Raw genomic sequence first — 22,315 nt, forward strand, 5'->3', positions numbered from 1 at the left:
TCTTAACGTTCAGTTGTGATATCTGGACTAGATCACTTTAAGCGAAAAAGACAGGGGGGAGATTGTATGCAAGAAAAATCGGAAATCACAATAGAGCGAATCCGGCCAAAGAAAAAGCGAAATATCTTTTATCGCTATTTTAAACAATTTGATTTGCAGATGATGGTTATTCCGGGGTTATTATTTATTTTTATTTTCAATTACATACCGATGTACGGCGTATTGATGTCATTTCAGGACTATAACATATTTGATGGCATGAGAAATAGCCCTTGGGTAGGGTTTAAACATTTTGAAATGTTTTTTAATGATCCGCGCTTTATGGAAATTATGCGCAATACCATCGTTATCAGCGGTCTGAAGATTTTGATTTGTTTTCCAGCACCTATTATTCTGGCGCTGATGTTAAACGAAGTAAAAAATATGGCCTTTAAGCGGTCGGTTCAGACGATTACTTATTTACCGCATTTTCTTTCGTGGGTTATCGTTGCAGGTTTTGCGATGTCGATTTTAGCAACTGACAATGGGAGTTTGAATATCGCCTTAGAAAAGGCTGGTCTGATTGATGAACCTATCAATTTTTTAGCGATTCCGCAATATTTTTGGACGATTATTGTAACCACTAATCTGTGGAAATCGATTGGTTTTGCTTCTATCGTTTATATCGCAGCTATTGCTGGTGTAGATCAGCAATTATATGAGGCAGCAGCATTAGATGGGGCAAGCCGTTTTAAACAAATGTTTTTGATAACGATTCCATCCATTATGCCGATTATTGTTATTTTCTTTATTCTAGAAGTGGGGAACCTCTTAAATGCTGGATTTGAAGATCTCTTAATCTTAGGTGATGATGCCATCCTGCGCTCTGTATCAGATGTACTGGATACCTATGTTTATCGAGTCGGAATTGGGAGCGGCAGATATTCATATGCAACGGCTATTGGATTATTTAAAGCTGTGATTAGTGTTGGTTTATTAACATTAGCGAATTATCTGGCAAGAAAAACAGGTAACAGCTTGTGGTAATTTAAGCAATGGGGGTGAACATATATGATTAAACCAACCTTTGGTGACAGAATAATGATCTTTATGATTTATGTCTTTTTAATAGTATTGGCATTTGTCACTTTTTATCCTTTCTGGAATTCACTTGTTATCTCGTTCAATACGGGCAAAGATACTATGTTAGGCGGAATTACTTTCTGGCCTCGAGAGTTCACTTTGGAGAATTATCAGATTGTCTTTCAGGATAAACGATTGTTAAATGCTTTTATGATTACGATTTTACGAACAGCAATAGGTACTTTTCTATCTGTTCTTGTAACCGCTTTATTGGCATATGGGCTCTCCAAGAAAGAATTGATAGGCAGAAACTTTTTTATGATTTTTTGCTTGCTGACTATGTTTTTCAGCGGAGGGTTAATTCCAACGTTCTTGTTGGTGAGAGGCTTAGGATTAATGGATTCTTTTTGGGTGATGATCATCCCGTCTTTAGTGCTGGTCTGGAATATGATTATCTTCCGAACATTCTTTAATCAATTGCCTAAAGGACTGGAAGAATCAGCGAAAATAGATGGCTGCGGCAATTGGCAGATCTTCTTTCGGATCGTCTTACCTTTGTCAGGTCCGGTGATTGCTACCTTGTCTTTATTTACCGCTGTATTTCACTGGAATGACTGGTTTTTTCCAAGTATTTATATTACTTCGGAGAATTTAATCCCGATTCAAACACTGTTAAGACAAGTACTAAACTCTAACACGGTTACATCGCAGATGAGTCAGCTTGATGCAGGGGCGCTTTCACATATGTCTAGTGTGGCAAAAGTAACAGGAAAGTCTTTGTCGATGGCAACAATGATGGTAGCAACTATTCCGATTATGCTTGTATATCCGTTTGTACAGAAGCATTTTGTGAAGGGTGTGTTAATCGGCTCTTTAAAAGAATAGCAGAGAGTCGATAGGAGTTTGTTTTAAAGCTAATGGCTTTAAATAGAGGTTTTTGCAGTAGATCAGTCTGTGAAAATCAAAAAAATGAATAAAAGGGGAGAGAAAAGTTATGAAATTTAAGCAGCAGCATTGGTACACTTTACTTATTTTGTTGCTGACGGTCGGCATTATTGCGGGGTGTTCTGAATCGAGCACAAATACCGACGCGGACAGTGACCAAGAAGAGACAGAGAACGGTGAAACAGCAGATGGAGAACCATTCGTTCTTGGGGAAGAACCGCTGGAGATTACGATGTTTGGTAATTATGACTGGTACACCATGCCTGGCTGGGGAGATGACGAGGCAACAGCATGGATTAAGGAAAATAAGCAGGTCGACATTACAGCCGTTGATGGCGGCGGTAATGCAGAGCAGCGTTTGACAACGATGATAGCTGGGGAGGATTTGCCAGATTTTATTTGGACAGACAGAGGAACTCCTGTTGAACGCTTGCGAGAAGGCGGTGCATTAGTACCATTAGATCCATATCTTGATAAATATACTAATTTAAGAGATTGGTTTGGCGAGGCAGGCATCAATATGCTTCGTTCAGAAGATGGTCATCTTTATCAATTCCCGAATTGGTATAATTCCAGTCCATTCGGAAATGCAGGTTATGTAGTGAATAAAGGGATTTATGAAGAGCTAGGTTCCCCGCCATTAGAAACAACGGATGATTTATATGAATATTTAAAACTGGTACAGGAAAATTATCCTGATGTAATTCCATTTGAAGTCGGTATTGATGGTCAAGGAATTAATGTGCTCTATTCTGCTTTTGCAGAAGGGGAATCCCCGGCAAATATCAATAATATCGCTGTACCGCAAGGGGATCAGCTCGTATCGATCTTTACGGATGAAAATTATATTGAGTCGATGAAATATGCCAGTCAATTGTTTAGAGAACGATTAATTACACAAGATGCTTTAACACAAGATCAAGATATGCTGATTGAAAAGGTGACAACGGGTAATCTTGCTGTATATGCAGCAGCCAGCCCGACTGATCATGCCAGAACAGGTCACTATGCCTTACAAGAAGAAGATCCGGATGGCGGTTATTTCATGATCTGGCCAATCCACAAAGAAGGATTAGATAAGAATGAAATTTATCCAGGCTCTTACAATATGATGGGGTGGAATGTCAGTGTTATTACCAAAGCGGCAGAAGATCCTGAGAAAGTCTTTGCCTTCCTTGATTGGTTAACAGGTCCAGAGGGACAGGCATCATTGATTTTCGGTCCCGAAGGAAAGTATTGGGATGGATTTGATGAAGAAGGCTTCCCACGATTTACGGACGCTTATTATGAAGATCCAGAAGGTTTAGCAACAATTGAAGAAGATACAGCTAACTTCCAATGGAATGGAAATTCTAATTTCTTGGATACAGCAAAAGCTAATTTTGAAGCCACATTGTCAGAAGAACATCGTAACTGGACAACACACTGGCAACACACGATTACATGGGATACACAGTATGATGCCACACAATATTTGAATATTAGTCCACTTCCAGAAAGTGAAGAGGGTATTATTCAGCAACGTATAGGAGAGATTTTTGAAGAGGCACGCGCCGAAGCTTTGTATGCCCAGAGTGATGAAGAGGTTGAGGCTATCATGGCAAGGGCAGAAGAATCTGCCCAGAGTGTGGGTTATCAAACATTGCTTGATTTCCAAACGGAGAAATGGCAAGAAAACCTGGCAACTTTGGCAGGGGAATAAAAAGTTAGTATAAAGGTTCCTATAGTGAGGGATTTTCCCCCTCGCTACAGGACGGCGATAAAGCTGGAAGGGAGCGGTATAATGTGGAATGGATCGGAATAACAGGAAAGTTATATCAACTATGTCACTGGGTGATGAAATTATTGATAGTTAATCTGATTTGGATAGGTTTTAATTTCCCGGTTGTGTACTCGGCATTAGCAACTTTAGATGTAAGAACAATCGATGAATTATATCTGATCTTGTTTACCATGATTGCTCTTCTTCCCTTTATCCTTTTTCCGGCTACTGCAGCCATGTTTGCTTTGGTTAGGCGGGCAGTGATTCATCGTATACAAGATCAACTATTCCGTACATTTTGGAGGTTTTATAGGCAAAATTATCTGCAAAGCATGACAGGTGGTATTATTTTCACAATTATTTGGGGGATTTGGCTGGTGAATTATCAGCTGTTAAATGCTGAAATAGGTTCAGGGTTATTTTATATTTATCTGCTACTGACCGTTTTTCTGCTCGCCTTTACTAGCTATTTTGTAGCTGATATAGTACATGTACACTTAAATGTATGGGCTAGTTTGAAGAAGGCGTGTATGATCAGTCTTGCCTTTCCGCATTACACGATCGCAAGTATTGGTGTTTCTACTGCTGCCCTGTATATTTTGTATCAGATACATCCGTTATTTTTCATCTTATACAGCGGGATTGTGCCGACGGTTATCGTTTTTTTAAGTTATTATTTGATTGTCTTGCGTGCCAGTAAAATGATGCAGGCAAATATGGAAGCAAAGAAGGCGTTTTTCTAGGAGAATGTCTGCTTTTGCTGACCATTAACAAGCTGCAGACGGAGTCATTATTCCGTCTGCAGCTTTTTGAAGTTGGTAATTATATACAATGTCAGCCGTTAGGAGTTATTTCGGAAATATTATCCGTTGAAGGTTCGGAGAGCAGGGCAATTGCTGTTGCTGACCATCTCGCTTTATCTAATGACATCCTGTCTTTGTGCGGTCACGGCTTGCTGGATGTCAGCTTCACTGGCTAAGGAAGTATCTCCAGAGATCGTGTGTGCCAGCATAGAGGAGGCAACGGCGAATTGAATCGTTTGTTCAGCTGGATATGACTGTAATAAGCCATGGATAATCCCGGTAGTGAAAGCATCACCGGCACCAATGCGATCGAGTACGGCAAAATGCTGCTGGGATGCATAAGAAAAAGTAGTATCTTGATAGAGGAAGCCGCGAATCGAATGGCTTTCATCTCCATGTACATCCCGGTGTGTTCCTGCAATGCAGGAAATGTCATACGTATCAGCAATCTTTGGTATTAACTCTTCTAACTGCTTTTCTCGTGTAGTATGGGCAGAGGGGTAACCTAAGATATACAGGGCATCCTTTTCATTCATCATCACCATATCGGCCAGTTTGAAGAGTTCTTCATAATGCGGTTTTGCCTGCTGATAACCAGACTCTCCCCAAAGTGCTGGCCGGTAATTACAGTCAAACAGGATCATGCCGCCATTTTCTTTAACCAGCCTTGTCAGCTGTTTTAACTGTGAACGGACTTGGGCATTCATAGCCAAGGTAATGCCGCATACATGTAAAAGTTGAATATCTTGTGCCATTTTGACAAAATCATAGTTAGCGGTATCTGCTGTATTAAAGCTGCTCTCTATGCGGTTAGAATAGGTAACACGACTAGGGCGTGCCCCGAAGCCGTTTTCTAAGAAATACATACCGAGATACTTGCCGGAACGTGAAATATCTCCAGTAGAAATCCCTAACTTCTGTAAGTAGCTTAGTGCAGCATCTCCTAAAGAGTTGTTTGGCAAAGTGGTAATGAGCTTGGTCGAGTATCCTAGCCGTCGGAGACTGCCAGCAATATTAACTCCTGTACCAGAGAAGCTGTAGTTTAATTGACTTGCTTGTGTCAGCAAATCGTGTCCAGGTACTTCCAAACGCATCATCACTTCCCCAAACGCAGCAATGGTTTTAGGCATATTGATCCACCAGCTTTTTGATTTCAGCTAGTAAAAACTTGGTATCCTCTATTCGTGTAGCACCGGTTTCTTTGTCTATAATCGAGGAATAAACATGCGGGATTACCTTTGGAACACCAGCAGCTAAGGCGATCTCCACAATCTCTGAAAAATTATCCAAGTCAATGCCGCCGGTTGGTTCTAGTGCAAAATTCTCTTCACTGCATGCAGCAGCAACAGCTTGAAATTCTTCTTTTGTAGAAAGTCCCTTCATTGGGAAATATTTAATCGCATTTCCGCCCATATCTTTTATTAAGTGAATAGCTGATTTGACTGGAATAATCGCCTTTTCGCCCTTTTCGCTTATTGGTCCTGTGGATATATTGACATAGCCAGGTTGACCAGTTGGTGTCACCAGACAATTAATCCAGCTGTCTGTTTTTCTGATATTAGTACGGGTATGACCTACAAATGGGAAGACTTGATTAATGTGTTTCCCAGGATAAGATTGAACAATTTCTGCAACTACTTTTCCTTGTTTACTGTCACCAGCTCCTAGGCCGATCGAAACCGCATCATTAATGGCTGCTCCATATTCCTTCATAGCGGCAACCGCTTCAGAGATCTGGGCATAGTTTTTCGATAACACCCCAATCAAAACAAAGCCTTCAGCTGCCTGGAATATTTCTTTGGCGTTTTCTACGCTGTTGGCCAGTACATTTAATGCAACACGATTTTTGTAAAAGTGATCTGAAATAGTAGACATGCTTCAATTTCCTCCTAAAATTGCTTGTATTCTCTGAACAATTACATCCATATCATCGCCTTGTAATGGACGTGGATCAATATCGAAAAAGCCTTGTTTCATGCCATAATCCCGTGTATAAATGGCGATCGGGCCTGTTTTCAGCTTGGCAACCGTTTCTTCAGCCGTTTTCTTTGCGACAGTACTATCTATTTGAATACGTGCCCGGTATATTTCCCTGCCTGCCTCATCTTGGACAATCTTTACAGATACGCCTGGCAATGAATCTAAAGCTGTTAGTGCCGTCAAACTTTCTTTTTCTTGCTGGCTATTATCAGGCCGTTCCCAATAGTTATCAAGTGCCTGCAATAGGCCGAAGCTGGCTTCTTTGCCTACTTTCATACTTCTTCCGATGCCATGCAGCTGTACTTTTACCCAATCTATATATTTTTTCTTACCTGCGACAATGCCGGATGTAGGGCCTTCAATTGCTTTGGAACCGCTATAAATCACTAAATCAGAACAGGCAGGGTATTTGCGCAGGTCTTCTTCTGCCGCGGCATCTATAATTAATGGGATACCATGCTGTTGTGCTGCTTCCCAAGCTTCTTCTGCCGAAATGGTATTCTTCTGTACAGCGTGATGTGATTTTACATAAAGGATTGCTGCGGTGTTGTCATTAATAGCTTCCGTTAGATGCGTCTGCTTCCCTTCATTGGCATAGCCAACCTCGACTAATTTGCCTCCGCCTAAATAGACCATCGTTTCAATTGGTGCACCGTATTGCACATTGTGTCCTTTAAAAGCGATAATTTCGTTTTTTTGAATCGGTGTTTGATGAAGGGTCAAACTTTTACGCTGGTTCCCTTGTGTAATAATCCCGGCAACAGAAAGGGCAATCCCGCTTGAGGCCGAATTAACAATTACGGCATCTTCGCTGCCCAATTGTTTGGCAATATGTTCCCCCGCCTTGTTAACCAAATCATCTATTTCTACATAGTTTTGTGCACCGATCTTCATAGCTTCAAGTACTTTATCGTTTGGAGCAGAAACACCTAGGATACTCATGCGTCCGCTGGCATTTACCACTCGTTTTAATCCGTATTGACTATGTAATGAGTTCGCCATTTTTCACCACTCCTATTGTGTTAATCATTTGCTTGGCAGTTCTTGTCTCTCCATCCGAGTCTGTCAATGTTTGTTTTGCCGCTACGACTTCAAATAGGGTCAGATCTGCTGGACGGCCAGCTTTTAGCTGTCCTAACTCTGGCTGGTGGATCGCTTTGGCAGGCTGCACGGTAACGGCATCAATGATCTGTTCTAAGCTGTAGCCAAGCAATAGAAATTTACTTGCTACATGTGCCAAACTGTAGACTGGGCCGTTTTTGCGATTATCCCGATAGATGTCGGAACTGATAGAAAAGGGTGCGATACCGTGCCGTTTAGCCTCTTCTGCAACCTTGAACGAGAAGCTGGCACTGCCATGTCCTACGTCTAATAAGACCCCTCGTTGAATTGCCGCCAGCAGAGATGGTAATGGTTTGCCATGCAAATCAAATAAATTATTTGCCTTTCCATTTAAAAAATGGGTAATGATATCCCCTTGATCTAAGAGTTGAAGAATGCTATTGATATCTGGCGGTCCAGATCCAATGTGCACCATTAAGGGGAGTTTTGTTTCATCAGCAAATTGTCTGGCTGTTTCTAATGGTTTCAGACCGCTGTCTTTGACTACACTTTGGCTCATTCTTACTTTTAACCCGACGATTTTATCGCAATGTACTTTAATGGTATCCAGTAATGCCTGCTTGTCTAACCATTCAAGGTTTGATAATTCATCGATTCGCTGTAAACCAATGGTGGAGATATTCAAGAATGCAAGCAAGTCGGTTTTGAAAGTAGCAGCAACTGGGAGGATATCGCTTACATTGTCGGCACCGCAACTGCCTGCATCTACTATCGTAGTAACTCCTTGTCTAACTCCGATCTCATCGATATCATCTCCATAAGGATGGAGGCGATTATTGGCATGGACATGCAAGTCAATCCAGCCGCTGGATACATAACAACCGGAATAATCATATTTTTGCTGTGCTTGTCCTTGTCCTGCTGTTGCGATTTGCTCTATTTGTCCATTCTTAACGACAATATCTACCAATTCTCCTGTTACGAATTGCAGGTTCTGTAAGACATAAGAAGTTGTCATATAAAATTCCTCCTAACAATATTAAGAATAGCAATTTCAGATATAGATGTCTATACATATTTCTGATTTTTTAGAATAATAAAAGAATGAAAGGATAGATTCTTAAAACTCTTAACGTGTGTGTTCAAAAACCATTATGTCTTGACAGACACATAATCCTTGAAAACTTTGTCCGCTCTTCTTGTTTGATTCATTCGGGGCTGTTGGATGATTTCTTTTGATTGTTTCTAATACTGGGAAAGAGCATTCACATAAGATATCCTTTTTTACTTTCTAAGTCGCTTTCGACAGAAGGATGAGATAGCCTTGGCATATGCTTAAAAAGCAGCTTATAGGGGTTTGAAAAGATAAGACAAAGCCGGCATCCTATCAAATGATAAATCTTTAAACCGATAAGTAAATCCCAGCATCTTATCAAAAGCCTGCTCTTTGGTATTTGAAGAGATCGAACAGCCATAAAGGTATCAACAAAAATGGAGACCTTTACGACATCTTTTTCAACCGTCTGAAAAGAATAAGTCTTTGTGTAAGTCATGCATCTAAAAAGAGGGGGGAGCCTCTATCAACCCTTCTTATTCATGGTAAAAACCTATAGTTGCAAAACAGAGGATATCCCGTGTTTTTGTGAGGAGTGTACTCATCATTATTCAGTAGAGTGGCGCAAAGAAACAGCCTGTCGCCTCAAGTAGTTCCTATTTATTTAACAGTGCCAAGTGCAGCCACTTAGTCCTAGTTTTCGTATAAAAAGTTTCCAATGGAGGAGCAAGTTGACGAAGTGATTTGCTGGTTATCATTTGGCGTCCTTTTGAACAATTTCTTAAAGCAAAGTGACCCAATCAGGTACCGTCATACTGCATAATACATCTAATTCCTTTTCTCTGTTGTAAGTATAAGAACTGACCGCAGCTAGCTCTTCATTGGCGAATCCTGGATGGGTCATTACCTCAACAGAGGAATAAGGCTGCTTCCTTAACTCATTAAATAGATTCTCATTTACTCTATCTCCATAGAAATCGAGCCAAAGGGCTTCTGTAAGTAACAAGTCAGGCCTGTCTTGAAGAGAGTCAACGCAGCGAACGGGCACTTGGTATTCAACAGCCAATTCCACGATGACTTGCTTCAAAGGCAGCCAGCCGTGAATATGGTGGTGGCTGTCTAAATGATGTAAGGTCAGCCCTGTCTGTTTAAATGCTTCTATTTGTGCACGCCATTCCTGCTTTACTTCCATGAGGTCAGGTGGTTCCATGGTTTGGAAGTGCTTTGTCCACTTAAAATATCCTTGCTCATCTGTGAGATTAGTTGTAGAAGCGGTTAAAGGTTTGCCGAATGTAAGTGTTAGATGTACGCCAATATCTAGTGAAGGCACTTGTTTGGCTAATGAAGCGGCATAGTCAACGGCCTTCCCATTCATCAATAAAGTGGTCGATGAAACTACGCCATTGTGATGAGCTTGAATAATGGCCTTGGAAACAGCCTTTGTTAATCCGAAATCATCGGCATTAAATAAAACCTGCAATTGGATGCACCTCCTGTTTACATATCTGGATCTTCAGGATAGAACCTTTCAATCACGAAATTAGTCTTATCTCCTCTAAAATAAGATTGGGAATATTCAATTGTTACTCCTTCTTTATCCTCGGCAATGGTTTCAATATAAAAACATGGTAAGCCGATTTCTGATTCTAAATAATAGGAGATAGCTTCATCAGCCAGTGTAAGTTCAATATGTTCCGTTGTTTTGGCAATGGCTACATGAAAATCTTGTTTTAACGCTTTATAAAGCGAGGTTTCTGCTTGTTCTTTCGTAATACCGGGCGCAATATTCCAAGGGATATAAGAAATTTCATACTGAGTTGGTGAATTGTTGGCTTTTCTTACCCGTTCGATTTTTTGGATCGGATCATTTAATGGGACATCTAAGGCTAATTGTATCGTTTCGCTGGCAGGAATTACAGATAAATTGATTAATACGATTTCGGCAGTTTTCCCTTGCACTTCAATTTGATCAACATATCGCTTAACTGTTTGAGAGAGGGTTTGATGCACCTTTTTATCGGCAACAAAGGTCCCTTTTCCTTGTGTTCGCTCTAAATATCCTTCCAATGTCAATTGGTTCAATGCGGCCCTAACTGTTGTTCGGCTTACATCAAAGGTTTTACACAGTTCCAATTCGGTAGGGATCTTTTCTCCTTTTTGATAGGTGCCATTTTTGATCCGTGCTAATAGTTCGCTTTTGATATGGGCATGTAACGATTGTTTTTTCTCCATTGTTTTCTCCTTTATGCCTGTAGTCGCCATTTTTTTTAGTTTACTAAATACGAATTTAGTTGACAAGTCAAAAAGGTAATTACAAATAGGGGGAAGTATTATTTAGTATTTACATTTTTATGATTGTATGATACTTTTTAATTAAAATAATGGAAATATTAACAATTATAATCGTTATGCTCATACTATGGATGGAAGTTTCCCCGTAACATCACCATATGATATCCCAATCAATGATTCTCAAGATAAAGGAAGTGTATGTCAACTATTCCCCTTATCAGAGCTAGCAAGTTAAGGCTGGTTATCTAAGGACGAAAGCTATGAATGGGAATGAAAACGCTTATCATATATTTGAAATCAAAGATATATTGTGTTGATTATTTCAGAAAGGGGGCGGTAAGGGCATGAATACATACATGCAACAATTTATAGAGATAGCAGGAAAAATCGGGGCTCAAAGACATTTGACGGCTATTAGAGATGGTTTTGTTGCCGTGATGCCTTTGGTGATCATTGGTTCATTAGCAGTTTTGATCAATAACTTTCCGCCATTAGGACGATTTCATTTGGCGGCATGGCTGAACGCAATTTTTGGTGAAGGGAATTGGCAAAAGGTGGGAGGGAATATATGGGAAGGGACTTTTGCTATACTTGGCTTACTTGTTTCATTTACAATTTCCTATCATTTGGCAAAAAGCTATAATATAGACAGATTACCTGCTGCTCTGCTCTCTGGGGCGTCTTATATAATCTTAGTCCCGGTTACAGCGGATTTTGGTCTGGATATGGATTGGCTTGGAACACAAGGGTTGTTTGTTGGGATTATTATAGCATTATTAACAACGGAATTATTTCGAATTTTTCTCATTAATCCTAAATTGATTATCAAAATGCCTGAGGATGTTCCGGCAGGAGTGACTAATTCCTTTAAGTCACTCATCCCTATTATGCTTGTTTTATTTATAGTTGGCTTATGTCAGTCTTTGCTTTCTATTTTGGCAGATACGAATATATTTGAAATTATTTTTACAGCTATTCAACAGCCAATTCAAGGATTAGGTGATTCCCTGCCGGCAGCAATTCTTGTAGCCTTGCTTACACATGTATTATGGTTTTTCGGTTTACATGGCACCAATATAACAGGTGCTATTACGGAACCGATTTATATTTCATTGGTAGAAGAGAACTTGCGCTTATTTGGTATGGGGATGTCCGCATATGACGTACCTAATATCGTTACTAAACCTTTTCTGGATGCCTTTGTATTTATGGGCGGTGCTGGTACTACGATTGCCTTATTGGCAGCCGTTTTCATAGTGATTCGCACCCAGAAAAATCATCCCTATCGACAGGTTGCCAAATTATCAGCGCCTGGCAGTATGTTCAATATTAACGAACCGGTGATTTTTGGCTTACCAATCGTGTTAAATCCAATTATGCTGATCCCTTTTGTATTAGTGCCAGTGACCTTAACGATTATTTCGTATATGGCTATGTTCTTGGGAATTGTACCGAAAACAGTGGCAATGCTGCCATGGACCACACCGCCGATTCTCAGTGGATATCTTGTTACCGGCGGGAGCTGGCGGGGAGTCGCACTTCAAATATGTAATTTATTGATAGCAATTATTATCTATATTCCTTTTTTATTAGCAGCTTTATCTGCAGCTAAACAACAAGAACGAGTGGAGGAGGTATGATATTGGAAGCTAATGAAGAATTGCAAAGAATTTCTTTTTCGATCATTCTCCATGCTGGTAATGCACGATCATCTGCAATGGAAGCCATTAAACTGGCAAAAGAAAACCGTATCCAGGAAGCGCAAGCAAAAATGGATAGTGCAGATGTCGATTTTGTCAAGGCGCATCAGGAGCAGTCGCAGCTATTGTCTAAAGAGATTCGTCATCCAGACGAAAATCACCTTTCGATTATACTGGTTCATGCGCAGGATCATTTGATGAATGCATTAACAATCAAAGATTTGGCGTGGGAAATGATAGAGATGTATCAACGATTGAATAAATTGGAGGTGGCGATAACTTGAGGGTAGTATTAGTATGTTCTGCCGGTATGTCTACTTCTATTTTGGTAGAACGAATGAAAGAGGCCGCAGAAGAACAGCAAGTATATTTGAATGTGAAAGCAGTGGCGGAGTCTGATTTGCGTGATAACCTTCATGAATTAGATGTTGTCTTGATTGGTCCGCAAGTGCGCTATTTGGAAAAAAGCATTAAGGAGAAGGTAGAACCAACAGGGGCAAAATGTGATGTCATTAATCAACAAGCATTTGGATTAATGCAAGGGAAGCAAGTGTTAGAACAGGCATTAAACTTAATGGCAAGTAATGATTAAATATGGTGATAAGAGGCGGAAGTAGATAGGTATTTTGTTAGCGTCCGTAAGTCCTTACTTTATTCCCTCTTTCATGAGAAACCATGTTTTATGTTTTATAAAATACTCCTTTTTAGTGAGGCTGTCAATGGAGGAAGGGTTTCTACAAATTAAATTTTATAGGTTAACGTTTCCTCCCGCTCTTTTAACAAAACTTAAAGAGGTCTTTCTTTAAAATGAACGAAGTGCAACCAATGTGTTAGGGATTTCTTATAAAGCTTTTGACAAGGTGTGGGGAACGAAACAATTTCAAACGAGTGAGCGTATACAAAAGAGAATGGAGGCGATACCATTATGTCTAATTATTTAATAAGTCTTGATTTATCAATTTTAATCAGTGGAGAAATTCAGTCTATTAAAAAGTGATTTTACTAAAACTATATCCCGTTAAGGCAGTTTTCTAGTTCTGCAGACAACAACAAACTGCCTTATAACAATAGTTATAGGGCAGTTTGTTGCATGCCACCTAACGTTCCAAATCAAGCATAAATTGATACCTGTCTGCCCGATAAGAAGATTTAACTACCTCGAAAGGTGTGCCATCGTCTAACTGTGTAATCCGCTTCATAAGCAGTACCGGGGAGTTTTCCGGAATGTTTAAATATTCTAATTCTTCATCATTGGCAATTGTTGCTTCAAACAGCTGGCTTGCACGTCCAATTTTCAGACCTAGATCGTTTTCGATATATTGGTATAAGGAAGATTGAACAATATTATCTGTCAAACCTTTGATTAAATTCGCCGATATATAGGTGCGTTCCAAAGCCATCGGGATATCTTCTGCTAAACGAACCCGTTTCACTTCATATACCGGTGAATGTTCAGCAATGTTTAAGTGATTAGCTAAGTTCTTTTTGGCTGGGACAATCTCGAAGCTGATTAATTTGTTACTTGGGGTCATGCCGCGTGCTTTCATATCTTCTGTAAAACTAGTTAACCCATTTAAGTTCTGTTCGAATTTCTTTTCCGTAATAAAGGTTCCTTTTCCCTTAATACGGTGAAGGTATCGTTCGTTTACTAAATTAGTAATTGCTTGTCTGACAGTCATACGGCTAATGTTGAGTTGTTCGGCATACTCTCTTTCTGAAGGCAGGGCATCTCCCGGCTTATATTCACCTTTTTCGATTTTGCTCTTAATCTGCTCTTCTAATTGATGATAAATCGGTATCGGTGACTGTTTATCAATCATGATTAAGACTCCTTCCAAATAGTATACGATTCTCTAAAGTGCATCCTCTGTAGCAATCACTGTCACATGTGGATGTTGCTGTAATATGGAGGCTGGGAAGTCAGTAGTAACTTCACCATGTAATAGATGTTGTAAAGCCTCTCGTTTTTGTTCACCTGAAACGATTAACAACATTTCTTTGCTGTCCATAATGGTACGGATACCAGCTGTAATCGCTTGTCTAGGTACTTCCTCCAATTTGTCGAAAAAGCGGGCATTTGCCTTGATTGTTGACTCTGCTAAATCAACAACATGTGTACGCTGTTCGAATGGAGTGCCTGGCTCGTTAAAACCAATATGACCATTGTGGCCTAATCCTAGTAATTGCAAATCAATGCCGCCATGTTGTTTAATAAGGTCTTCATATGCCGAACATTCCTCTGTTAAATCAGCTGCTAAACCGTTAGGCAGAAACACCTGAGTATCAGGAATATCGATATGGCTGAATAAATGTTTGTTCATGTAATAGTGGTAACTGTTTGGGTCTTCTACTGGTAAACCAATGTATTCATCTAAATTAAACGAAGTAACACCTTGATAAGTGGTATCGTTTTTTTGGTGCTCTTCTACTATATTAGCATAAGTTTGAACGGGTGTGCCTCCTGTGGCCAGCCCAAGCACTGCCTTTGGATTTGCTTTTACCTTTTCAATAATAAATTGTGCTGCTTTTTTACTCATATCTTGATAATCTTTTGCTTTAATTAATTCCATATTCATTACTCCCTTTCGTAAGCTACTTCTCCTCGACAAAGTGTCAGAATAATATCATGATGTTTATCTAATAGGACAATATCTGCATCTTTGCCTGCAGCAATAGATCCTTTTCGATCAGCGATGCCTAATTCGATAGCGGCATTGGTTGAGCCCATCTTAATTACTTCCTCGACGGTACAGCCGGCGAAGTCCATCATATTCTTGAGTCCATTTCCTAAGCGGAGCGTACTCCCGGCAATTGTGCCGTCTTCTAATGTAGCTTTTTGGTTCTCAACTAAGACTTTCTGTCCGCCTAGTTCATATTCGCCATCTTGTAAACATTTTGCACGCATGGCATCTGTAATTAAGAGTAACCGGTCTTCCCCTTTTAAATCAAAGGCGATTTTGGCTGCCTCTGGAGTTGAATGAATGCCATCTGCAATCAGTTCTACCATTAATTCTTTCCGAAGCCATGAGGCTCCAACTACACCAGCCTCCCGGTGATGAAAACCTCTCATTTGATTATAGAGGTGGGTGATATGTGACAAACCATGATTGATGGCTGTGTCTATTTCTTCTGCTGTTGCATCAGTGTGGCCAGCCGAAGGAATAATGCCGTGATCAGCTAGATACTTCGTAAATGTCAAATCTTCATCTAATTCGGGAGCAAGCGTGACTAATCGAATATGCTGATTGGCTAACTTATTCCATTTTTGAAACAATGAAATGTTAGGTTTTTGGATATATTCTTCTGGCTGCGCTCCTTTTCTTTTAGCATTAACAAATGGCCCTTCTAAGTGAATGCCAATAATTTCCGCTTGATTGACAGGTTGTTCTTCCATATAGGCAGCGGTAGCTGTTAAGGCTTTTTCAATGTTTGCTTCGCTTTGTGTCATGGTAGTAGCCAGAAAAGCGGTTGTTCCTTCCGCAGGCAGAGCCTGTGCCATTGTGTCCAAAGCTTCAGCAGTTGCATCCATCACATCTGCTCCGTTGGCGCCATGGATATGCACATCAATTAAACCAGGAATTGCCTTTGTTTCCTCAGCGAAGGATAAGACATGATAGGAATTCGTTTCGGTTAAGTTATCCATATCCCCAATTGTTTCTATTTTTCCATTAATTATTTTAATAAATCCTTGTTCTATATATTGGTTATCTGCGTAAATCTGAATATTTTTAATCAGGATTTTCTCTTGTTTCACGTGTGTTCACACCTTTTTGAAGAAGTAATGTAAGTATAGAATAACAGGTTAAAGTATGGTTGTCTATACATAATTTAATTGTTTGAATAATTTGTCATAAATATCGCCTCTATCCTTTTAAATCAAGTAATTAATTTGGTATATACCATTAATGTAGTTACAAATAAAAACAAAATAGGTATACCGTGCATAATTCCTTTTTTATATAAAAATAATAATTGATTTATATATAAAAAAATAAAAGTAATAACAATTATATTTGTATTATTTATCGAATTAAAATAGAAAATATTCTTTTTTAAATTTAAATGTAGTAACAAATATTATATTTGTATTGACAAATTTGTATCAAGTGATTATATTAGGTATAGACAACTGAACACAGTTGATTGAAAAAATAGACAAAAGAGAGGGGAAGTTAGTAATGAAAAAATGGAATTGGATTGTAATGTTAACGTTTTCTTTGGTTGTGTTGATGCTGGCGGCATGTGGTAATAGTGATGCAGGGTCAGCAAGTGATAATGAAAATGGTAGTAACAATTCAGGGGATGAACAAACAGAACAAGAAAATGTGAACTTACGTGTGGTAACAACGATGGCTGGAACGGATCCAGCAGGGGCAGTATTTCAAGAAGTCTTAGATGAGTTTGTGGAAGAACATCCACATATTTCGATTGAAAATGATTCACAGTCGGCAGACGCCGGAACTATTCGTACGAAAGTCAACACCGATTTCTCTTCTGATAACGAACCAGATATTATGTTTTATTTTAATACCGTAGACGCAGAGGGAATTATCAATGAAGGTAAAGTAGTGAATTTGGAAGAAGCAGAAGGAATTGATTTATCAGGGTTTAATTCCATGTTGGAACAGCAAAGACATCAAGATGGGAATATCTATGCTGCGCCGCAATCAGGTTTCTATGAAGCATTGTTTGTCAATAAAAAATTATTTGAAGAAAATGATATAGAACTGCCAACAACTTGGGAACTATATGAAAAAGCAATTGAAGAATTTGCTAAGACCGATATTGTTCCATTAGCAGCTTCAACGGAAGATTCTTATTATGTTGTAGAACATTATTTGTTGGCAGCAGGCGGTATGGAGAATTACAACGCAGAATTAGCAGATAAAAATGAGGCATGGGCAGAAGGATTAGATTTAATTAAGCAACATGCAGATATGGGGGCGTTTACTCCTGATGCAGCAACGATTGATTTGGCACTTGCACAAGAATTATTTAAGCAGGAACAAGCTGCTATGATTTTTGAAGGGTCTTGGTTATGGGGGCAGCTAGAAGAAGCAGGAATGGGTGAAGATGTGCTTGTTTTACCTATGCCAATTAAGGAAGGCGGAGAAACAGGTGAATTAGTTGGCGGTGCATCACAAGGCTGGTTTGTTAGTAGCAAATCTTATGAAGATGAAAGTAAAAAGGATGCCGTTGTAGAACTATTTAATTATTTAACTTCTGAAGATGTGATTGTTCAAATTGCTGGAGCAACTGGTCAGCCGCCAGCGAAAGGTGAACTGACAGATCTGCCGGATTATTTGAAAGCAGGGCATGATTTAGTAGCAGATGCACCAGCAGTTGCTCTTCCGATTAATGATCGTATTTATCCAGAGTCATTTACACATATTCGTACCAGTGTACCGGCTATTGTGAGCGGTGATAAGACGGGTGCGGAAGTGATAGAGATGGCAGCAGAAATGGAAGAATAATAGAATATTAGATAACGAGAGGGGTTGCCCTGAAATCAGGCCAGCCTCCTTGTTTATCATTTTTATGATACAAAAAAAGATAAACAAAGGTAGCTAGTCCTAATCGCTATGAAATATATCAATGGCAACTCTGTTATATCCAGAGCTGTTTTGTCAGCTTTTTTGCATAGCGATGGCATGTTGGACTGGCTGATCTAGCAAGGAGGATCACATGAAGGGTGACAGAATATATATATTCCTCTTTTTGACACCAGCATTTATTATTACGGGTATTTTTCTATACTACCCATTTATAGAGAATCTTTTGCAGAGTTTTTATAATACAGATGGATTTTTCAATTCGACCTTTATCGGATTGGATAATTACATTCGCTTGTGGAATGACGAAATTGCGAGAACGGCGCTGTTTAATTCATTAGAATTAATCTTATATGTAACGGTTTTTCAGGTGGGTATTGCCTTGATTTTGGCGATTTTGGTCGATTCGATTACCAAAGGAGCCGCATTTTACCGCACCACCTTTTTCTTTCCTATCGTGATCTCTGGCGCAGCTATCGGTTTGTTATTTACTTTGATTTATAATTATCGAAATGGTCTGTTAAATGAGATATTGGTCAGTATGGGAATGGAGCGGGTGCTTTGGCTCACGGAACAATCTTCTCTATATATGGTAGCTATACCAACTGTATGGAATTATGTCGGCTTTTATTTTGTTATTTTATTAACAGCGATTCAGAAAATTCCAAATGATTTCTATGAGGCTGCAAAGTTAGAAGGCATCACTGGCTTCCAAAAGATGTTCCGCTTAACGATACCGTTAATTGTTACCGATTTAAAGACGTGTATGGTACTGGCAATTACCGGGACGTTAAAAATATTTGAATTAGTTTACATTATTACAAGAGGCGGACCAGGAAATTCATCTGAGGTACTAGGCACTTATATGTACCAAAAGGCGTTTGAAGATACGGCTATGGGATATGGTGCTACGATTGCTGTTTTGATTGTGGTATTAGGCTTAACATTAGCATTTATTACAAATAAACTGCTAAAAAGAGAAGAAGTGACTTACTAGCTAGAGAAGAGGTGGATACAGAATGGAACAAGCGAGGGAACGACGGTTAACATTTTGGGAGAGAATGCAAGAACGATATTTTTCGCAATCTAAGATAGGAAAAATATTTATCTATGTCGTGTTAACCATTTGGTCAATGACTACCATTTTTCCTTTGGCATGGGTGTTTTTAAACTCATTTAAGGAATCACGAGAGATTATTACCGATACATTTAAACTGCCGACTGATCCAACACTGCAAAATTATGTGAATGCATTTGAAACGGTGAATATTGGCAGGAGTTATCTAAATAGCTTTATTATCTCAGGGTCTGTTGTATTATTAGTATTATTTATTGGAGGGATAGCTGCTTTCGCAATGGCACGGATGCAGTTTCGCTTGCGCGGCTTTTTGCAGACGTTATTAGTTGCAAGTCTGCTTATTCCATCTTTTGCAACGATCGTTCCTGTATATCGAATGATGATTGGCATGGATTTGGTCAATACGTATCGAGCTTTGATTATTCCACAGACGGCTGGCAATTTACCGTTTGCCATCCTGGTAATCAGCGGTTATATGGCAACCATACCAAGGGAATTAGAAGAGGCAGCCGTCATGGATGGGTGCGGCCGGTTTAGAATGTTTACAAAGGTATTTCTGCCGATATCTTTGCCATCCTTTGCCACAGTTGGCATCTTTGTTTTTCTATGGTCTTATAATGATCTCTTCTCTTCTTTAGTATTAGTATCACATGAGAAGGTGGCACCGATTGTAGTATTGTTATCTAATGTCAGTTCACAATACGGTACTGATTATGGATTGATGACTGCAGCTATTGCGATGACAGTTATCCCAGTTCTGATATTCTATCTTTTGGCTCAAAAAACTTTTGAAAAAGGGGCGACATCTGGAGCTGTTAAGGGATAAACTGATGTTTCCATTAGTAAGCATGCCCCCTTGCTAATGGTCATTTTACTGATTAAAGGAGGATCTGTATGCAATTGTGTCTGAAAGGTAATTATCAGCCTTTTTTACCAGGATTGAAGGAATTAGCAGATGAAGTTGGCATTTCTTACGGAGAAGAAGGTGCGGTATTAACGATTGAAAAAAGTGATAGTGATGAAACAATTATTTCCTGTCGAGACGGTGAAGGAGTTATCTATTATGCAGAGAACTATCATGTTTTTCGAGCGTTTGGGATATTTGTGGAAAAATGGATGACAGGTCAGCAGTTTGAGAAGAGAGAAAAGCCGCAGTTTCAAACGATCGGTCCGATGTTTGACTTTTCGAGAAATGCAGTAATGCGTGTTGATCAGTTAAAGGGAGTTTTAAGAAAGCTGGCATTAATGGGATTCAATGCAGCGATGATGTATATGGAAGATACGTATGAAGTAGAGGAACAGCCTTATTTTGGCTATATGCGCGGCCGGTATAGTGCATCCGAATTAAGAGAACTGGATGATTATGCATATAACTTAGGAATAGAATTGATTCCGTGTATTCAAACTCTGGCTCATTTAGAAGAATTCCTAAAGTGGGATGCTGCGGCGCACTTAAAGGATACACGCGGTGTACTGCTGACGGAACAAGAAAAAACCTATGACTTCCTGCGGCAAATGATTACAGCGGCGCAACAGCCATTCCGCAGTAATCGCATTCATATTGGTATGGATGAGGCAGAAGAGTTAGGAAGGGGGATTTTCCTCAATCGCTTTGGTTATAAAGATCGTTTAGATATTATGCTGGATCATTTGGAGCGAGTGATAGAAATTACCGAAGATTTGCATTTAGATGTGATGCTTTGGAGTGATATGTTTATCAAGCTTGCCTCAGAGTCTGGGGAAGATCATTATAATATGGAAACAGAAATTTCAGAAGAAATGCAGGGTAAGATCCCAGATAGTGTGACGCTTATGTATTGGGATTATTTCCATACGAACAAGGCAGACTATAAGAATATGATTGACAAACATAAGCAATTGGGACAAACTCCCGCATTTGCTGGAGGAATTTGGGTGTGGAATACCTTTGCTACGAAATATGACTTATCCTTGCAAACTAGTGAAGCGGCTCTGCAAGCCAGTAAAGAAGAAGGGATTAAAGATGTCTTTGTTACACTATGGGGCGATGATGGCTATGAGAATAATTGTTTAACGGCCTTGCTTGGTCTTCAGTTATATGCCGAGCATCAATACCAGCAGACAGTTCCCCTAGCTGAGCTTTATCAGCGGACAAAATTTTGTACAGGTTTAGATGCCGACCAATTTCTATTATTAAGTGAGTTAGACCATATTCCAGGTGTGGCAGAAGGAAATATGGATCAAACGAACCCATCCAAATTTTTATTGTGGCAGGATGTGCTTCTTGGTGTATTTGATAAGCATATAGAAGGATTAGATATAGCTGCTCATTATCAAGCATTAGAACGTAAAATAAAATTATCGAGAAATTCCGATTCTGAGCTCGACTTTATTTTGGATGTACCTGAGAAACTGTGTGCTGTGCTGACTAAAAAAGCCAGTCTAGGAATCGATCTGAAGCAAGCCTATGACAATCAACAGGACGATACGTTAAAAGAATTGGCAAATCAGTATATTCCTGACGTGATCGAAAAAGTTCAAGAATTGCATGAGGCACATAAAAAACAGTGGCTCCGAATTAATAAGCCATTCGGATGGGAAGTCATTGATATCCGTTATGGCGGATTATTAGCCCGGTTACAAACTGCAATAGAACGCATTAATCAATATCTTGACGGCGAATTGGCTGCTATTGAAGAACTGGAACAGGAACGGCTGCCATATAACCATAGGGTAGCGAAATCCACTGGATTAGGCTGGTCAAGTTATTATTATCGTATTGCGTCACCGAATGCCTTTTTTCATGTACTGCCAATCTATTAAGCTATGTAATAAAGGAAGGTCAATTAGACTATATTTCTCTGATCTTTTACCTGCTCGTGATTTAGTTCTATTCCAGGTGGCTTAAGCCTCAACTAGTCTTCATGGACCAAGTGATAGGGACAATAAAATGGAACCATCAGCAAAGTGTCTCTCTTTCTACTTTGGAATTTGCTGTTCTGTCATGACATCAGTCTGTATTCATGCTATGATAATAAAAACTAAA

General features: G+C 39.5%; 21 protein-coding genes. 12 read left to right on the forward strand and 9 right to left on the reverse strand.

Annotated elements, in window-relative coordinates:
* Positions 1–159: 159 nt before the first annotated feature.
* From JOD18_RS02620 to JOD18_RS02640, 5 genes are all read left to right on the forward strand, one after another.
* A complete protein-coding gene (locus tag JOD18_RS02620; protein ID WP_420827777.1) occupies positions 160–1,026 on the forward strand; it encodes an ABC transporter permease in 867 nt (288 codons plus the stop codon).
* 24 nt (positions 1,027–1,050) lie between these two features.
* A complete protein-coding gene (locus tag JOD18_RS02625; RefSeq protein ID WP_204667377.1) occupies positions 1,051–1,947 on the forward strand; it encodes a carbohydrate ABC transporter permease in 897 nt (298 codons plus the stop codon).
* A gap of 109 nt (positions 1,948–2,056) precedes the next feature.
* The gene (locus JOD18_RS02630) at positions 2,057–3,709 is read left to right on the forward strand and encodes an extracellular solute-binding protein (protein WP_204667378.1); all 1,653 of its coding nucleotides are present in this window, start codon (positions 2,057–2,059) and stop codon (positions 3,707–3,709) included.
* 83 nt (positions 3,710–3,792) lie between these two features.
* Positions 3,793–4,512: a DUF624 domain-containing protein gene (locus JOD18_RS02635; RefSeq protein WP_204667379.1), complete on the forward strand. Its 720-nt coding sequence runs from the start codon at positions 3,793–3,795 to the stop codon at positions 4,510–4,512.
* A gap of 14 nt (positions 4,513–4,526) precedes the next feature.
* On the forward strand, positions 4,527–4,748 hold the full coding sequence (locus JOD18_RS02640) for a hypothetical protein (protein WP_204667380.1): 222 nt from the start codon (positions 4,527–4,529) through the stop codon (positions 4,746–4,748).
* On the opposite strand, the gene JOD18_RS02645 is transcribed toward JOD18_RS02640, so the two are convergent.
* The 6 genes from JOD18_RS02645 to JOD18_RS02670 form a co-directional block, all read right to left on the reverse strand.
* Positions 4,686–5,702, reverse strand: coding sequence for a sugar kinase (locus JOD18_RS02645; RefSeq protein ID WP_204667381.1), 1,017 nt, complete (start codon positions 5,700–5,702; stop codon positions 4,686–4,688). The two genes, JOD18_RS02640 and JOD18_RS02645, sit on opposite strands and share 63 nt — an antisense overlap.
* Entirely contained in the window at positions 5,695–6,447 is a 753-nt protein-coding gene (gene dagF / locus JOD18_RS02650; protein WP_204667382.1) for a 2-dehydro-3-deoxy-phosphogluconate aldolase, read from the reverse strand. The genes JOD18_RS02645 and dagF overlap by 8 nt, the downstream gene beginning before the upstream one ends.
* 3 nt (positions 6,448–6,450) lie before the next feature.
* Complete coding sequence (locus tag JOD18_RS02655; RefSeq protein WP_204667383.1) at positions 6,451–7,554, reverse strand: DgaE family pyridoxal phosphate-dependent ammonia lyase; 1,104 nt, start codon at positions 7,552–7,554, stop codon at positions 6,451–6,453.
* The gene (locus JOD18_RS02660; protein WP_204667384.1) at positions 7,535–8,632 is read right to left on the reverse strand and encodes an amidohydrolase/deacetylase family metallohydrolase; all 1,098 of its coding nucleotides are present in this window, start codon (positions 8,630–8,632) and stop codon (positions 7,535–7,537) included. The genes JOD18_RS02655 and JOD18_RS02660 overlap by 20 nt, the downstream gene beginning before the upstream one ends.
* 817 nt (positions 8,633–9,449) lie before the next feature.
* Positions 9,450–10,148 carry a chitin disaccharide deacetylase gene (chbG, locus tag JOD18_RS02665; protein ID WP_204667385.1) on the reverse strand — a complete coding sequence of 233 codons (699 nt, stop codon included), beginning with the start codon at positions 10,146–10,148 and terminating at the stop codon, positions 9,450–9,452.
* A gap of 17 nt (positions 10,149–10,165) precedes the next feature.
* Positions 10,166–10,900, reverse strand: coding sequence for a GntR family transcriptional regulator (locus JOD18_RS02670; RefSeq protein WP_204667386.1), 735 nt, complete (start codon positions 10,898–10,900; stop codon positions 10,166–10,168).
* Between the two features lie 404 nt (positions 10,901–11,304).
* Here JOD18_RS02670 and JOD18_RS02675 point away from each other — a divergent pair, with 404 nt between their 5' ends.
* Genes JOD18_RS02675 through JOD18_RS02685 form a run of 3 tightly spaced genes read left to right on the forward strand, consistent with a single transcriptional unit; the run spans position 11,305 to position 13,252 of the window.
* Positions 11,305–12,600: a PTS sugar transporter subunit IIC gene (locus JOD18_RS02675; RefSeq protein WP_239587873.1), complete on the forward strand. Its 1,296-nt coding sequence runs from the start codon at positions 11,305–11,307 to the stop codon at positions 12,598–12,600.
* Positions 12,597–12,944 (forward strand): PTS lactose/cellobiose transporter subunit IIA, encoded by a 348-nt coding sequence (locus JOD18_RS02680; RefSeq protein WP_204667387.1) that lies wholly within the window; start codon positions 12,597–12,599, stop codon positions 12,942–12,944. Before JOD18_RS02675 ends, JOD18_RS02680 begins: the two co-directional genes overlap by 4 nt.
* The gene (locus JOD18_RS02685) at positions 12,941–13,252 is read left to right on the forward strand and encodes a PTS sugar transporter subunit IIB (RefSeq protein ID WP_204667388.1); all 312 of its coding nucleotides are present in this window, start codon (positions 12,941–12,943) and stop codon (positions 13,250–13,252) included. The genes JOD18_RS02680 and JOD18_RS02685 overlap by 4 nt, the downstream gene beginning before the upstream one ends.
* Before the next feature lie 505 nt (positions 13,253–13,757).
* Here JOD18_RS02685 and JOD18_RS02690 read toward each other — a convergent pair.
* The 3 genes from JOD18_RS02690 to nagA are packed head-to-tail and all read right to left on the reverse strand — an operon-like array spanning position 13,758 to position 16,414.
* Positions 13,758–14,480 carry a GntR family transcriptional regulator gene (locus tag JOD18_RS02690; protein ID WP_239587874.1) on the reverse strand — a complete coding sequence of 241 codons (723 nt, stop codon included), beginning with the start codon at positions 14,478–14,480 and terminating at the stop codon, positions 13,758–13,760.
* 33 nt (positions 14,481–14,513) lie between these two features.
* Positions 14,514–15,230 (reverse strand): glucosamine-6-phosphate deaminase, encoded by a 717-nt coding sequence (gene nagB, locus JOD18_RS02695; protein ID WP_204667389.1) that lies wholly within the window; start codon positions 15,228–15,230, stop codon positions 14,514–14,516.
* Positions 15,231–15,235: 5 nt separating this feature from the next.
* The gene (nagA, locus tag JOD18_RS02700; protein ID WP_204667390.1) at positions 15,236–16,414 is read right to left on the reverse strand and encodes an N-acetylglucosamine-6-phosphate deacetylase; all 1,179 of its coding nucleotides are present in this window, start codon (positions 16,412–16,414) and stop codon (positions 15,236–15,238) included.
* Between the two features lie 424 nt (positions 16,415–16,838).
* Between nagA and JOD18_RS02705 the strand changes: the two genes are divergently transcribed.
* From JOD18_RS02705 to JOD18_RS02720, 4 genes are all read left to right on the forward strand, one after another.
* Positions 16,839–18,134, forward strand: a complete 1,296-nt coding sequence (locus JOD18_RS02705; RefSeq protein ID WP_204667391.1) for an ABC transporter substrate-binding protein — start codon at positions 16,839–16,841, stop codon at positions 18,132–18,134.
* Positions 18,135–18,345: 211 nt separating this feature from the next.
* The gene (locus JOD18_RS02710; RefSeq protein ID WP_204667392.1) at positions 18,346–19,209 is read left to right on the forward strand and encodes a carbohydrate ABC transporter permease; all 864 of its coding nucleotides are present in this window, start codon (positions 18,346–18,348) and stop codon (positions 19,207–19,209) included.
* 22 nt (positions 19,210–19,231) lie between these two features.
* A complete protein-coding gene (locus JOD18_RS02715) occupies positions 19,232–20,116 on the forward strand; it encodes a carbohydrate ABC transporter permease (protein ID WP_204667393.1) in 885 nt (294 codons plus the stop codon).
* 68 nt (positions 20,117–20,184) lie between these two features.
* Complete coding sequence (locus tag JOD18_RS02720; RefSeq protein ID WP_204667394.1) at positions 20,185–22,092, forward strand: beta-N-acetylhexosaminidase; 1,908 nt, start codon at positions 20,185–20,187, stop codon at positions 22,090–22,092.
* Positions 22,093–22,315: the final 223 nt, after the last annotated feature.

This window comes from Gracilibacillus alcaliphilus, assembly GCF_016909015.1.
Classification (GTDB): domain Bacteria; phylum Bacillota; class Bacilli; order Bacillales; family Amphibacillaceae; genus Gracilibacillus; species Gracilibacillus alcaliphilus.

Bases quoted from the DNA above. Each gene is read 5' to 3' on its own strand.
- JOD18_RS02620 (WP_420827777.1), top strand. From the start codon at position 160: ATGATGGTTATTCCGGGGTTATTATTTATTTTTATTTTCAATTACATA.
- JOD18_RS02625 (WP_204667377.1), top strand. From the start codon at position 1,051: ATGATTAAACCAACCTTTGGTGACAGAATAATGATCTTTATGATTTAT.
- JOD18_RS02630 (WP_204667378.1), top strand. From the start codon at position 2,057: ATGAAATTTAAGCAGCAGCATTGGTACACTTTACTTATTTTGTTGCTG.
- JOD18_RS02645 (WP_204667381.1), bottom strand. From the start codon at position 5,702: ATGCCTAAAACCATTGCTGCGTTTGGGGAAGTGATGATGCGTTTGGAA.
- dagF (WP_204667382.1), bottom strand. From the start codon at position 6,447: ATGTCTACTATTTCAGATCACTTTTACAAAAATCGTGTTGCATTAAAT.
- JOD18_RS02655 (WP_204667383.1), bottom strand. From the start codon at position 7,554: ATGGCGAACTCATTACATAGTCAATACGGATTAAAACGAGTGGTAAAT.
- JOD18_RS02660 (WP_204667384.1), bottom strand. From the start codon at position 8,632: ATGACAACTTCTTATGTCTTACAGAACCTGCAATTCGTAACAGGAGAA.
- JOD18_RS02670 (WP_204667386.1), bottom strand. From the start codon at position 10,900: ATGGAGAAAAAACAATCGTTACATGCCCATATCAAAAGCGAACTATTA.
- JOD18_RS02675 (WP_239587873.1), top strand. From the start codon at position 11,305: ATGAATACATACATGCAACAATTTATAGAGATAGCAGGAAAAATCGGG.
- JOD18_RS02680 (WP_204667387.1), top strand. From the start codon at position 12,597: ATGATATTGGAAGCTAATGAAGAATTGCAAAGAATTTCTTTTTCGATC.
- JOD18_RS02690 (WP_239587874.1), bottom strand. From the start codon at position 14,480: ATGATTGATAAACAGTCACCGATACCGATTTATCATCAATTAGAAGAG.
- nagB (WP_204667389.1), bottom strand. From the start codon at position 15,230: ATGGAATTAATTAAAGCAAAAGATTATCAAGATATGAGTAAAAAAGCA.
- JOD18_RS02705 (WP_204667391.1), top strand. From the start codon at position 16,839: ATGAAAAAATGGAATTGGATTGTAATGTTAACGTTTTCTTTGGTTGTG.
- JOD18_RS02710 (WP_204667392.1), top strand. From the start codon at position 18,346: ATGAAGGGTGACAGAATATATATATTCCTCTTTTTGACACCAGCATTT.
- JOD18_RS02715 (WP_204667393.1), top strand. From the start codon at position 19,232: ATGGAACAAGCGAGGGAACGACGGTTAACATTTTGGGAGAGAATGCAA.
- JOD18_RS02720 (WP_204667394.1), top strand. From the start codon at position 20,185: ATGCAATTGTGTCTGAAAGGTAATTATCAGCCTTTTTTACCAGGATTG.